Source organism: Gemmatimonas sp. (assembly GCF_044376735.1).
Taxonomy (GTDB): Bacteria; Gemmatimonadota; Gemmatimonadetes; order Gemmatimonadales; family Gemmatimonadaceae; genus Gemmatimonas.
The window spans coordinates 16418-29570 of the sequence record NZ_JBILKJ010000014.1; the positions used below are offsets into that span (position 1 = coordinate 16418).

At 68.5% G+C, this 13153-nt stretch carries 11 protein-coding genes; all 11 read right to left on the reverse strand.

The window, feature by feature from the left end; translation table 11 throughout:
* Positions 1-15: 15 nt before the first annotated feature.
* The 11 genes from ACIRA7_RS03825 to ileS are packed head-to-tail and all read right to left on the reverse strand — an operon-like array spanning position 16 to position 13117.
* A complete protein-coding gene (locus tag ACIRA7_RS03825) occupies positions 16-1098 on the reverse strand; it encodes a DUF4388 domain-containing protein (protein ID WP_396219490.1) in 1083 nt (360 codons plus the stop codon).
* Between the two features lie 7 nt (positions 1099-1105).
* Positions 1106-3775, reverse strand: a complete 2670-nt coding sequence (locus ACIRA7_RS03830) for a tetratricopeptide repeat protein (RefSeq protein ID WP_396219491.1) — start codon at positions 3773-3775, stop codon at positions 1106-1108.
* Positions 3776-3795: 20 nt separating this feature from the next.
* Entirely contained in the window at positions 3796-4416 is a 621-nt protein-coding gene (locus ACIRA7_RS03835) for a chemotaxis protein CheC (RefSeq protein ID WP_396219492.1), read from the reverse strand.
* A gap of 38 nt (positions 4417-4454) precedes the next feature.
* Positions 4455-6401, reverse strand: a complete 1947-nt coding sequence (locus ACIRA7_RS03840; protein WP_396219493.1) for a chemotaxis protein CheW — start codon at positions 6399-6401, stop codon at positions 4455-4457.
* 31 nt (positions 6402-6432) lie between these two features.
* The gene (locus ACIRA7_RS03845) at positions 6433-6798 is read right to left on the reverse strand and encodes a response regulator (protein ID WP_396219494.1); all 366 of its coding nucleotides are present in this window, start codon (positions 6796-6798) and stop codon (positions 6433-6435) included.
* Positions 6795-7265 carry a chemotaxis protein CheW gene (locus tag ACIRA7_RS03850; RefSeq protein WP_396219495.1) on the reverse strand — a complete coding sequence of 157 codons (471 nt, stop codon included), beginning with the start codon at positions 7263-7265 and terminating at the stop codon, positions 6795-6797. Before ACIRA7_RS03850 ends, ACIRA7_RS03845 begins: the two co-directional genes overlap by 4 nt.
* A complete protein-coding gene (locus ACIRA7_RS03855) occupies positions 7213-8271 on the reverse strand; it encodes an RluA family pseudouridine synthase (RefSeq protein ID WP_396219496.1) in 1059 nt (352 codons plus the stop codon). The genes ACIRA7_RS03850 and ACIRA7_RS03855 overlap by 53 nt, the downstream gene beginning before the upstream one ends.
* Complete coding sequence (lspA, locus tag ACIRA7_RS03860; RefSeq protein ID WP_396219497.1) at positions 8268-8822, reverse strand: signal peptidase II; 555 nt, start codon at positions 8820-8822, stop codon at positions 8268-8270. Before lspA (ACIRA7_RS03860) ends, ACIRA7_RS03855 begins: the two co-directional genes overlap by 4 nt.
* On the reverse strand, positions 8819-9394 hold the full coding sequence (gene lspA, locus ACIRA7_RS03865; RefSeq protein ID WP_396219498.1) for a signal peptidase II: 576 nt from the start codon (positions 9392-9394) through the stop codon (positions 8819-8821). Before lspA (ACIRA7_RS03865) ends, lspA (ACIRA7_RS03860) begins: the two co-directional genes overlap by 4 nt.
* A gap of 1 nt (position 9395) precedes the next feature.
* Positions 9396-9824, reverse strand: coding sequence for a TraR/DksA family transcriptional regulator (locus tag ACIRA7_RS03870; RefSeq protein ID WP_396219499.1), 429 nt, complete (start codon positions 9822-9824; stop codon positions 9396-9398).
* Positions 9824-13117, reverse strand: a complete 3294-nt coding sequence (gene ileS, locus ACIRA7_RS03875) for an isoleucine--tRNA ligase (protein ID WP_396219500.1) — start codon at positions 13115-13117, stop codon at positions 9824-9826. The genes ACIRA7_RS03870 and ileS overlap by 1 nt, the downstream gene beginning before the upstream one ends.
* Positions 13118-13153: the final 36 nt, after the last annotated feature.

The following is a 13153-nucleotide window of genomic DNA, read 5'->3' on the forward strand; positions in this document are numbered from 1 at the left end:
ATATCTCCTGCGCCGTTACGGATGCAGCAGCGCGTGCAACCGGGCCGTGAGCGCCATCGCTTCGCGCACGCGCTCTGCGTCGACGAATGGCTCGGGCAACCGGAGGGCCGCGTCCCAGTGCGTCATCGCGTTGGCGAAGTCACCCCGCCTCGCCGCCTCGTCACCGAGCCGGCACAACGTGATGGCCTCGGCTCGCGGTGCGCGACCGGCCGTTCCCCCTCGCGGCAAGGACGGCTCAGCATCCTCCAAGGCAACCGCGCCCCTCGGCATCCCGGAGGCCCGTGGACGCGGGACGCCATGGGGGGAAATCACCCCCAACTCGACGGGATCGAAGAGGGAATCCTCGTCGTTGGCGAGCGAGCGCTCATCGGGAGGCGCCGACGAGTGTCGCGTGTGCGTGGCGGGGGGAATCCAGAGATCCCCCGCGATCTCATGCCCCGCCGGCGCAGGAATGGCCGCCATCGCAGGTGGCGTCGGATTGCGCCGCGGTGCGACCGGTCCGTCATACAGCGCCAGCAGCCCGGCCCCGATAAGACCGTGGACCTGCTCGGCGACCTCGAGCAAGTCGCGACCAAGGGAGTCCGCCAGCATCATCAGGTCACGCTGCCCATCAATACGGGTCAGGATCTCCCATTGAGCCGGGGCCAGCCGCAGGAGCGGCAGCTGCTGCGGCTCGAGATCGACGAACGCCGGAATCACGCGCGAATGCGGGATCAGGTCTTCGATCCGAGCCCAACCTTCCGCCCGCTGGGCGGCTTCCATGAGCAGCGGCTCGACGGCCAAACGGATCGAGGCGCCCGTGGGGGCGTGCTGGTCGGCTGGCGCGAACCGGAAGGTCCCGTCGCGCCACAGCAACAGATCGAGCACGACCGCCTCGACCTCGCGCGCCTCATCGGCCCTGCGCGGGCGGAGCGTTTCCGACGTGCCGTTCGCGTGCCACGTCCCGGCGTTGACCACAAGGCCGTTCTGGAAATGCACGGCGGCATCCCGGCCCTGTAGTGCCGCCTCCAGATGCAGCACGCCCGACTTGCGGCTCACGGCAAGCAGCTGCAGGACCTCGGCGAGTCCCAGATCGCGAAGCCGGCCCTCGAGACTCATGGACGACTCATGCGACGCGCGCCGGGTCGCTGGCGCTGCCACTACCGTACAAGGCATGCGATACGGCGTGACGCGCGCGGTGCACAAACGCGTCCACGTCGGCGGACTGGGCAAGGGCGGCCCACCGAACGAGCGCGTCACGTGTGCGCGATTGCTGGGAGAGGAGGACGCCATCGAACCATCGGGCACCGGTGCTATCCGGGTCATGCCGCAGCACGCAATCCACCGCGATGCGCGCGTCCTCGGGGCGATCCTCCTCCACCAGCACCTCGATGAGCAACTGCAGCGCCTCGACGTCGGAGGGACAATCCTTCAGGACCGCCGCGAGCAGACGGCGCGCGTCGGCGTACCGTCGTGCATCGCGGTGCACGCGCGCGAGCTCGAGCACCGCCGCACGCCACTGCGGTGCGACCGAGAGCGCCGCGACCAGTTCGAGGCGTGCGGCCAGCAGATCGCCGCGCTCTCGCAGGACGCGCGCGATCGCCACGCGGGCCGACGGGCGCGCCGGATCGTGCGCCAACGCGCGACGATAGAACGCCAGCGCCAGCGTGTCGTCGTGCATGGTCATGGCCGCGTCCCCGACGAAATGCAGCAGCGCGCCGCTGAGGACCTCCTGCCGCAGCAAGCGCAGCATGGCACTCCGTGCCGTGGCGGCCCCGGCCGGATCGCGGGCCACGTCCGCGGCCGCGGCGAAGGCGAACAACGCCAGCACTTCCGGATGGTGCGGCCACACCACACCTGCCCGCTTGAGCAGCGGCAGCGCGTCGACGGCACGCCCGAGCAGACAGAGGGAGCGCGCCTCTCCTAAGGCGGCGCGCTGCCAGACGAGTTGGACCGGGGCCGCGAGGTCGGCGACCGACGGCACCTCGACGAGAAGGCGCGCATGTCGGTAGCGCTCGAGCGCTTCCCCATGCACCGCACGCGTCGCGTGCCGATCCGCGTCGTCGCAGGCGCGCACCGCCTCCGAGACCTCCGGGGCGACGGCAACGTCAGGGGTCCCGTCGGTCGCCACCGCAGGCGGCTGCCCGGGCACGAGCCCCGCCAGCGTGTCGGCGGGCAGCACGATGCCCCGCAGCGGCGAGCCACCCTGCACCGCGAGCAACTCGAGCGCGCCAACGGCGTCCGGGCACTCCCGCTGCAGGTCGATCGCGACCGAGAGTCGGGCTTCGAGACGCACCGGCGCGTAGCTGAGCGCCTGCTGCAGTTCCCGCGCGGCGCCCTCGGCGTCGCCGAGCCGCTCGAGCACGCGCGCCAGGCCGAATCGGGCCTCGGCGTGCGACGGCCGACATTCGATGGCGGTCAGGAACGCATCACGAGCCTCCTCGGTGCGCTCCAGCCCCTGGAGCACCGTGCCCATCACGTTCCACGATTCTGCATCGCGAGGATGGAAGGCCAGGATCTCGCGCAGCAGAGTCAGCGCCCCCACCGCATCACGCTGCCCGTTGAGCCAGCGCGCCAGATTCAGCCGCGCCACGATGAGGGTGGGATCGAGGTCGGACGCGCGCACGAACGATTCACGCGCCGCGCTGTCATCGCCGAGGTCGTCGAGTGCGACGCCAAGGTTGTTGTACGCCAGCGCATACAAAGGGTCGAGGCGCAACGCCCGGCGATAACTCTCGGCCGCTCCCGGCACATCCCCGGATTGATGCAGGGCCACCCCGTGCTCATTCCACAGCCGCGGCGTTTCCTGCTGTGCGAGCAGCCCGTCGTAGCGACGGCGCGCGTCGACGAAGCGCCCAGCGATGAGATCGAGTTCGCCGAGGGCGTGCTCGGCCATCCGAACGTCTTCGCCACCGGCGAGTGCCCGTTCGAATTCGCGCCGGGCCTCGTTGAAGTAGCCCCGCTGCCGGAAGGCGAGCCCGAGGCCGTAGCGGGCGAGCGCGCCGTCGGGCTCCACGCTCATGATGCCGCGGTCTGGCGCTGGGGCGAGCGCGACCGGCGTGCCCGCGGGTCCGCTCGATTCGAGCGAAAGATCGATCTGGGCCGTCGAGAGCGCCGGATTGAGTTGCGCGGCGATGCGCGCGCAGGCGATGGCCGCGTCGTGCCGTCCCATGTCGCCGAGCACGAAGCCGCGCAGCAGATGCGCCTCCGCGGTGTCGGCATCTTGGGCCAGCAGGCGATCGAGACACTCGAGCGCCTGGTCGTTCCTCCCGCATTGGTACAGCACTTCGGCGAGATGCAACTGGGCGTCGGTATCGACGCCGCCCACGTTCACGGCGCGTTCGAACCAGAGTTGCGCCCGACTGAGCTCGCCGGCGCGCTGTTCGATGAGTCCACGCTCGAACAGCGCGGCCGCATGGTCCGGATCCTCGGCGATCAGGGAGTCGAGTTGCCGAATGGCGGCGTCCGTGCGCCCCACGAGGCGCGACAGGCGCGCCCGTTCCAGCGCCGCCGCGCGATCCTCAGGATCGGCCTGGACCCGCGCGTCGAGAGCGGCGATACGCGCATCACAGGCGCCTGGCGCCGCGGCCGCGATCTCGAGATTCCGGGCGGCGGTGCGCATCCGCGGATCGATGGCCAGCGCGCGCAGGAACGCCTCGACGGCCTCGGCATACAGACCGCGCGAATGGTACAGCACGCCGAGGTTGCTGAACGCACCGGGGTCCTGCTGATCGACGCGCTCGATCAGCGCGCGCAGCAGTTCCACGTCGCGACCGGCGGGCAGAACGGACGACATGAGCGGCGTGGTCCGGCGGCTCAGGCGAGCCGCAGCGCGCGAAGCATCACCTGCAACGAGGCGGGATCGGGAAGCAGCAGGAAGAAGCCGCGCAGCGACTGCTGCGTCTCCATGAGCTGAAACTCGCTTTCGACGCAGAGGATCGCGTCAGGATCAGCGACAGCGCCGCCGGCTGCGCTGGCCAGCACGGCCGACGACATGTCGATCACAAGGCTCGGGGGCGACGGCAACAGCAGCATGCCGAGAAAGTCGCTGAGCGCGTTCATGTAGGCGCCGCTCAGGATGTTGCCCGCCTCCTTGATGGCGGACGTCTCGAGTTCGCTGAACGCCGTGGATGACCCCACCGGCCGCCGCAGCATGAGCTCGGCCAGCCGCATCACGGTGGGTTTGGGAAACACGAGCATGGTGCGGCCGGTGAGATCGCCCAGCATGTGCATGAGGATCGCGGCCACCGGCTCTTCCGCCGGCGTGAACTGCGACGGCAACTCCTCGAGGCTCGCGACCGTGATGCTGGGCACCTTGATCATGATCATGGTGCCGGTCAGCTGCGATAACGCCGTCGCGGCGTGACCGGCGCCGATATTGGCCGTCTCGCGCAGTGCATCCAGCTGGATGGTCTTGAGAGACCGGATCGCCGCCATGGTTAATTCACCTTCGGTCACGAGTCGTGTTCACGGGGTCATGCCACGCTACTCACATCGACGATGAGCGCAGGGCTCCCGTCACCGAGCACCGTGGCCCCACTGAACCACGGCTTGGCACCACGGACCGCATCGAGGGGCTTGACGACGATGTCCTGCTGGGCCAGCACGGCGTCGACCAGCAGGGCGGTTCGCCGCCCGGCCACCTCCACGATCGCCACATGACGGACACCGTCCGGGTTGGCGGCGACTGGCGCGTGCGGATCGTCTTCAAAGCGCTGCTGGAGCGCCACCAGCGGCACGGTCTCGTCGCGTACCCTGATCGTGAGCGTGCCCGTGCGACGCGAGGCCCCGTTGAACTCGAGCACTTCCATGACGTGCGCCGCCGGAATGGCGTACCTGGCGCCGCCGACCTGCACGAGCAGCGCGCGAATGATGGCCAGCGTGAGCGGCAGTCGCATCGTGAACACCGTCCCGGCTCCCGTGATCGTTTCGAGGTCGAGCTGCCCGCCGAGCGCGCGGACGCGGGTGTTGACCACATCCACGCCCACGCCGCGTCCGGAGATCGCCGTCACCGACTTCGCCGTGGAAAAGCCAGGGTGGGCGAGCAGCGGCAACAGGGCGTCATCGGTCAGCGCGCCGACCGTCGCATCCACCAACCCCTGCTCGCGTGCGCGGCGCAGTACCACATCGCGATCGATCCCACGCCCGTCATCCTGCACTTGAATGACGACGGCCGCCCGATCACGCGCCGCGCGCAAGATCAGCTCGCCGCTGGCCGCCTTGCCCGCCGCGAGACGGGTGTCCGGGTCTTCGACGCCGTGATCGAGGGCGTTGCGCAGCAGATGCAGAATGGGATCGCCGATGGCGTCCAGCAGCGAACGATCGAGCTCGATCTCGCGCCCCTGCATGGTGAAGTGGACCTCCTTTCCGAGCTCGCGCGCGATGTCGCGGACCAGGCGCGGGAACCGGTCGAACACCTGGGCCACGGGCAGCATGCGCGCTTGGAGCACCTCATCCTGCAGGGTCGCCACCAGTCGCGCGGCGTCGGTGGCCGCGTGTACGACGGCGCGATCGGGATGATCCGACTGCTCGATGGCGCGGAGCAGGCGATCGCGCGTAATCACCAGCTCACCCACAAGGTCCAGCAGCGTATCGAGGCGACGGGCATCGAGGCGGACCGTGCGCGGCGCGGCGCTCACGCGGTCGTTCCCCTGCGCCGGCGTGGGTGTGGCCAAGGTCACCGAGACCCACGCCACCTCGCCGGCGCTCTGGGCCGCGTGCCGAATCTCGTCGTCGGATGCCGATGACTGAAGCGTGAGCCGGAATGCTCCGTCGAACAGATCCCCCAGCCACCGTTCCTCGGCCGGCTCGGTGTCGCGCACCGTGCCCAGCGCAGACAGTTTCGCCAGCACGATCATCGCGCGCACTCCCATGAGGGGGCAGTCCGCCGCAAGGCGGACCTCCACCCGCCGCATGGTACCGGGGCCACCATGGGGACGACCGCGAGCGGCGGTCGCGGTGGGAGATGTGTCCGCGGCGGTATCGGGGAGGGCGACGGTCGCCGGTGGCGTCGCCATCGACGAGGCCATCGGCAACACGCTGAGGCGCGTCACAAACGCGCGGATCGACGAGGTAGGCTCGAGGCGTCCCTCCGGCACCGCTTCGACGGCGGCACGCAGGAGGTCGGTACCGTCGAAGAGCAACGCCACCACGTCGCCGCGCAGCGGTTCCTCGCCGCTCCGAAGGGGTTCGCAGCGGCTCTCGAGCGCATGCGACAGCTGCTCGACCGCCACGTAGCCCATGGCGGCGGCCATCCCCTTGATGGTATGGACCCCGCGAAACACCGTCGCGAGATGCGCACTGATCGTCGAGGCCTCGGAGCGCGCGTCCTCGCCTTCGAGCGCGAGCAGCGCATCATCGACTTCGGCGAGATGCTCGCGCGCGTCAGTGAGGAAGAGCGCGGCATACCGGGCGGCGTCCATGTCCGACCTCTCGGAAGCGCGACCGCGACGGCTACGCCGCCAGGATGCGATTCACCGCTTCGAGCACGCGACTGGGCTGGAACGGCTTCACGACGAAGTCCTTGGCGCCCGCCTGAATGGCTTCGACCACGAGCGCCTGCTGCCCCATCGCACTGCACATGAGAATGCGTGCGGTCGGATCGAGTTTGGTGATTTCCCGGACGGCGTCGATCCCGCCCATATCCGGCATCACGATGTCCATGGTGACGAGGTCCGGCCGAAGCTGCAGGTACCGCTCAACTGCCTCGACTCCTGTTTCCGCTTCTCCGACGATCTCGAAGCCTGCCCGCGTGAGGATGTCCCCCACCATGGTGCGCATGAAGATCGCGTCGTCGCAAATGAGTACCGTTCGGCTCACCGTTCCCTCTCGTCGGCTGAATGCAGGTGCCGTGCGCAGAGGGCCACGGCGTCCAGCGGCACGATGTGGTCGGGGGTGGCGGCAGACTCGGGTTGGGACCCGAGCGGCGCCGCCAGCACCCGCACATCGTGCACGGCGTGTACGGCGAGCCCGATGAGGCGCGATCCGTACTCGAGCAGGACGACTGACCCTGCCGTGACGGCACGCTCTCCCGAGAGGAGGGCTTGAAGATCCAGCACTGTGACGATGGCGCCCCGCACGTTGACGATGCCGCGGAGCACCGGCGGACTGCCGGGGACCCAATTCACGGCGGCGCTGCGGAGGACCTCGCGGACCTGCTCCACGGGAATGCCGTACAGCGCCCGGTCGGCGGCGACGAGCAATACCCGCGGGAGCTGCTCGTCGCCGACGTCGCTACTCGAGAGCGTCGTCGTGGTCGTCGGGCTGGTGTCCGGGGAGGACTTCATCGGTGTTGTAGAACCCGAAGACATCGAGCGGATCCTGGTGGGTGGCGAGTTCCGGCATGAGACTGACGACGGACAGCGACTGCCGGAGATCCGCCGGGAGCGGCGAACGCAGATCGACGGGAGCGCCGGTGACCGGATGACGGAAGCGCAGCCACGCCGCATGCAGGAAGTGCCGTTTCACGGGCAACGCCACCAACCGCCGGCCCCCGCCTCCACCGTACGTATCGTCGCCCACGACCGGGTGGCCGATCGAGGACAGGTGTACACGGATCTGATGCGTGCGCCCGCTGTGCAGATGGGCCCGCAGCAGATCGGCCGAGTCGAAGCGGCCGAGGCGCACGAAATCGGTGCGCGACATCCGTCCATCAGCGACGATCGTCATCTTCGTTCGGTCGCGGGGATCGCGGCCGATTGGCTTTTCCACCGTGAGCTTGTCGGTCGCGAGGTGGCCCCAGCAGAGGGCCACGTAGCGGCGGGTCACCTTGCGGGCGGCCAGCGCCGCGCTGAGCGACCGGTGGGCGGCGTCGGTCTTGGCGACGATGAGCAGCCCCGAGGTGTCCTTGTCGAGACGGTGCACCAGGCCAGCTCGTTCCTCGCTGCCGCCGTCGGCGAGCGGTTCGCCACGCCCGATCAGCGCGTTCACCAGCGTGCCGGTCCAGTTGCCAGGCGCTGGATGCACCACCATGCCGGCCGCCTTGTCGACCACCAGCAGGTACTCGTCCTCGTAGACGATATCGAGCGGAATGTTCTCCGGCACGATGTCCCGACCCGGCGGCGGCGGAACGACGACATGCAGGCGATCGCCAGCGACGCTCCGATACGACGCCTTCTCCGTCTTGTCGTTGACTGTGACCCGACCGGTGGCAATCAGGGTCGCCGCCTGGGTCCGGGACAGTTCGCAGCGTCGCGACACGAGCAGATCGAGCCGCTCCCCCGCGTCGCCGCTTTCCTCCGTGACGGCAAACGCATGCTCGGCGCCCGGAGGGGCTCCCGATGCGGCGTTCACGACGCCGCCGCGTGCTGCTGCTGGGCCTTGTCCAACTGCCACAATGCGATCACGAGACAACCTGCTCCGATGGTAACGGCAGTGTCGGCTACGTTGAACGTCCAGAAGCGGACGTCGCCGAACCCGATGTCGATGAAATCCACGACGCCGTCTCGCAGCCGAATGCGATCGAGCAGGTTGCCGATGGCTCCCCCGACCACGACGGGCACGCCAAACGCGGCGAGCCGTGAGATCCGAGTGAGGTCGGCCGTGGCCCGAATCAGCACCACGACAATCACGACGCTGAGCGCCGCAAATATCCAACGTGACGCAGGACCGAGGTGCATGCCGAAGGCCGCCCCCGGGTTGTACGAGAGCGTGAACCGCACCACGTCGCCAATGATCGGATGCGGCAGATGGCGCGGGACGAGGTGGGCGACCGCGAACGCCTTCGAGATCGCATCGGCGGCGGCGACGAGCAGGATCAGCAGCCAGAAGCGCGGCGTCGCCGCGGCAGCGGGTACGTCGTTGACGACCGCCGACGCCGAGGCCGTACGGTTCGGATTCGTCATGGCGACCGGTCGGTGGCGTCGGACGGGGCGGCTTCCGACGAGACGGCGTCCAACGACGGAGACGGGAAGGCGGTGCTGGCGGCGGCGCTGGCGGCGGCCGTCTCACGCTGTTCCTCGCTCCACAACACCAACGCCAGCAGGAACGCCCCACCGCTGACGGCCATGTCCGCCACGTTGAACGTGGGCCAGCGATGCACGCCGAACCCGACGTCGATGAAGTCGACGACGCCCAGATCCGACCGGATGCGATCGACCACGTTGCCGAGTGCGCCCGCCGCCACGAGGGAGACCGCGAGCGCCTTGCGCACATCATCGTGCGCCGTCTGCTGGAAGAGCCGCCACAGGATCACGAGGGCGCCGAGTGTGAGCGCCATGAAGATCCAGCGCGAGTAGTCCCCCAGATGCAGCCCGAAGGCCGCACCGGGGTTGTACACGAGGGTGAACCGGAGCCAGTTCCCAAACACCGGACTGGCGAGCCCGGAGGGCGCGAGTGTCGCGACGGCCACGGCCTTGGTGATCAGGTCGAGGACGAGGACAACAACGAGGACGGGAATTGCGACGAGTGCCTTCACGTCAGCCCTTCTTGGCGTCTTCCTCACGCTGCTTGCACGCAAAGCAGTAGCGCGCATGCGGCAAGGCGTCGAGTCGCTCGAAAGCGATATCTTCCCCACACTGATGACACTTGCCGAAGGTCTCGGGTTCCTTGTACAAACGACGCAGGGCTTGGTCGATGTGGAAGAGGAACCGGCCTTCCTGCGAGGCGAACAGGAACGCCTTCTCGCGTTCCATCGCATCGGTGCCTTGATCGGCCATGTGGAAGGAATAGGCGCTGGTGTCGCCGTCGACATCCCCATTGGGACCGAAGGCTTCGCCGTGGTGCCCCAATTCCTTCAGCACGCGTTTCCGTTCTTCAAGCAAGCGCTTCTCGAAATGCAGAAGCTGCTTCTTGGGCATCGGCTTCGACTTCTTGCCGTCCTTGGACGCAGCGTTGGATCCAGCCATTACGACCCTTCCTTGGTGAGCGCGAGGCGGATCGAACGTCCATCGACGTCCACCACCTGCGTCGCGGTCCACGTGGAACCGTTGCCATCTGCATGGAACGGCGAGCCAGCCTCCGTGCCCAAGAGCAGCCGCACGGCGAGCACCTCGTCGGCGATTCGACCACGGTGCGTGGCCACAGCGCCCTCCAGCTCCGCATCACCGGCAATTGCCACGGCAATACGGTCACTCACATCGAGCCGCGCTTCCTTGCGGAGGCGCTGCACCCTGCTGATGACCTCGCGGGCCAACCCTTCCGCCCGAAGCTCCGGGGTGATGGTCGGGTCGAGGGCCACGCCATACCCGCCATTTTCCTGCACCACCGCCGCACCGGCCGCGCGTCGGATGATGGCGACGTCGTCGGGGGCAATCAAGCGCGGGATCCCCTCCACCTCGATCGTGACCGATTCGCCATCGGCCAGCTGGCGGATGAGCGCGACGGGCATGTCGGGCACGGCCGCGGCCACCTGCGGCGTTTCCTTGCCGAACTTCTTCCCGAGGGTGCGGAAGTTCCCCTTGACCTCGAGCGACACGAGCGCGTCGGTCGACCGCACGAACTCCACCCGCTTCACATTGATCTCGGACGCCAGCAACTCGGCCAGCGCCGACGCCGGGCCAGGATTGCCCGGCACGACGCACTGCACCGAGGGCAACGGCTGCCGCACGTTCACGTCCGCCACATCGCGAGCCGCCCGCGCCAGCCCCGCCAGGGTGCGGATGTCGTCCATCGCGGCCTCCAGCACGTCGTCCACCGGCGTCTGGTGCTGCCGCGTGAACGACGCCAGGTGCACGGACGTGCCGGTCAGGGCGCGATGTACCGCGTCGGACACGAACGGCGCGAACGGCGCCAGCAACCGACAGGTGACGGCCAGCACTTCGTGCAGGGTGGCGAAGGCCGCCCGGTTGTCGGCGCCGTCGACGTCGTAAAAGCGGGCGCGCGACTGGCGGACGTACCACTTGGACACGTCGTCGTCCATGAACTGCATCACGCGACGCGCGGCCAGCGTGGCATCATAGTTATCGAGGTGCGCGTCGACTTCGGATTCCACCCGCGTGAGCCGCGAGAGAATCCAGCGATCGAGCGCCGGCCGGTCGGCCACGGCGGGATCGTCGGCGCTCGGACTCCACCCGAAGTTGGCGTACTGCGCGAAGATGCCGTTGTAGACGTTGCGGAAGGTGAGCAGGAAGCGCCCCGCCGTTTCGCGAATCGCATTCTCGTCGAAGCGGCGCGGCACCCACACCTGACTGGTGGCCACCAGGAACAGGCGCACCGCATCCGCCCCGTGGCGCTCCAGCACCTGCCACGGGTCGACGGTATTGCCCTTGCTCTTCGACATCTTCTGCCCCTGCGCATCGAGCACGAGGTCATTCACGACCACATGACGATAGGGCGCCGCCGTGCGATCGGCGTTGTTCGGCAACGCATCGCCCAGCCCGGTGGCGATCGCGATCAGCGAGTAAAACCAGCCGCGCGTCTGATCGACGCCCTCGCAGATGAAGTCGGCGGGAAACTGCGCCTCGACCGTCTCGCGGTTCTCGAAGGGATAGTGCCACTGCGCGAACGGCATTGAACCCGAGTCGAACCAGGTGTCGATCACCTCCGGCACGCGACGCATGGTGCCGGTCCCCGACGGGGCCGGCCACGTGTACTGGTCGATGTGCGGTTTGTGCGGATCGAAATCCTCGGGGAGCGGCCGCCCGATGCGCGCGGCCAGGTCGGCATAGCTGCCGATCACGTCGATTTCGGTGGCGTCTTCGTCGTTGACCCACACCGGGAGCGGCGTGCCCCAGTAACGGTCGCGCGAGATCGCCCAATCCACGTTGTTGGCGAGCCACTCACCGAAGCGACCGGTGCCGACTTCACTGGGGTGCCAATCCACGGCGGCGTTCCGCGCCATCAGGCTCTCACGGACCGCCGTGGTGCGCACGAACCACGAACCGCGCGCGTAGTACAGCAGCGGCGTCCCGCAGCGCCAACAGTGCGGATACGAGTGCGTAAACGTGGTGGCCTTCCAGAGCACGTCGCGCTCGCGCAGCACCTCGATGATGCGCGCATCGGCAGCCTTCACGAACACCCCGCCGACCTCCGGGACGTCGTCGGTGAACGCGCCGCGCGCCGTGACGGGCTGCAGGAAGGCAAGTCCGTGACGCTGACCGGCCGCGTAGTCGTCGGCCCCGAACGCCGGCGCCATGTGCACGACACCGCTACCGTCGTCCGCGCTCACGAAGTCTTCCGTCACGATCACCTCATGACGGCCTTCGTCGGGATACGGCACCCAATCCAGCGGACGCCGATACCGCTTGCCCGAGAGCTCCGCACCAGTCATTCGGCCGGTCACGTCCCACCGATCGGCCCAGTCGGCCCCGAGGACCCCTGCCACCCGTGCGTCGGCCAGGATGATCGTCCACTCGGCACCAGACTTCTTGCGCAGCTCCACGTACACCAGCGCGGGATTGACCGCCAGCGCCGTGTTCGACACCAGCGTCCACGGCGTGGTCGTCCACACCAGAATGCGACGACGCTGCGCCGGCGCGTTGCCGTGCTCGTCGAGCAAGTCGAGCGCCACGTACACGCTCGGATCCTCCACATCGTCGTACCCCTGCGCCACTTCGTGGCTGGACAGCGCGGTACCACAGCGCGCGCAATACGGCAGGATCTTGTGGCCGCGCACCAGCAGCGACTTCTCGTGCAGCGTGCGCAGCGCCCACCACACCGACTCCACGAAGTTGTGCGAGTAGGTGACGTACGGGTCGTCGTAGTCGAGCCAGTAGGCGGTGCGCTGCGACAGCTTCTCCCAGTCGCCGCGGTACGTGAACACGCTCTCGCGGCAACGCCGGTTGAACTCCGCCACGCCGGTCTGCTCGATCAGCTGCTTGCCGCCGAGCTTTGCGATCTCCGACGGGTCAACGCCCTGCCGTGCAGCCTCTTCACGCTGGAGCTCCTTCTCGACCTCGATCTCGACGGGCAGGCCGTGCGTGTCCCACCCGGCCTTCCGCGGCACGAAGTACCCCTGCATCGCGCGATGGCGGCAGAAGAGGTCTTTGATGGTCCGCGAGAACACGTGGTGAATGCCCGGGCGGCCGTTGGCCGTGGGCGGCCCCTCATAGAACACGAACGGCATGGCCCCGGCGCGCGCGGCCTGCACCTGCTCGAACAGCTGCTCGGCCTCCCAGCGGCCGAGCAGTTCCTGCTCGAAGGCGTCGGCGCCTGAGTCGGGGAGGAGCGGATACGTCACGGAGTCCTGCGGTGCAGTCATGAGAGCGGGGAATTCGGAGCGTTCAGACAGACGGAG

What these genes read in the sequence shown, in the direction of transcription:
- ileS (WP_396219500.1), bottom strand. Translation starts at nt 13,117, where the DNA reads ATGACTGCACCGCAGGACTCCGTGACGTATCCGCTCCTCCCCGACTCA.
- ACIRA7_RS03870 (WP_396219499.1), bottom strand. Translation starts at nt 9,824, where the DNA reads ATGGCTGGATCCAACGCTGCGTCCAAGGACGGCAAGAAGTCGAAGCCG.
- ACIRA7_RS03840 (WP_396219493.1), bottom strand. Translation starts at nt 6,401, where the DNA reads ATGGACGCCGCCCGGTATGCCGCGCTCTTCCTCACTGACGCGCGCGAG.
- ACIRA7_RS03830 (WP_396219491.1), bottom strand. Translation starts at nt 3,775, where the DNA reads ATGTCGTCCGTTCTGCCCGCCGGTCGCGACGTGGAACTGCTGCGCGCG.
- ACIRA7_RS03835 (WP_396219492.1), bottom strand. Translation starts at nt 4,416, where the DNA reads ATGGCGGCGATCCGGTCTCTCAAGACCATCCAGCTGGATGCACTGCGC.
- ACIRA7_RS03850 (WP_396219495.1), bottom strand. Translation starts at nt 7,265, where the DNA reads ATGAAGTCCTCCCCGGACACCAGCCCGACGACCACGACGACGCTCTCG.
- lspA (WP_396219497.1), bottom strand. Translation starts at nt 8,822, where the DNA reads ATGACGAATCCGAACCGTACGGCCTCGGCGTCGGCGGTCGTCAACGAC.
- ACIRA7_RS03825 (WP_396219490.1), bottom strand. Translation starts at nt 1,098, where the DNA reads ATGAGTCTCGAGGGCCGGCTTCGCGATCTGGGACTCGCCGAGGTCCTG.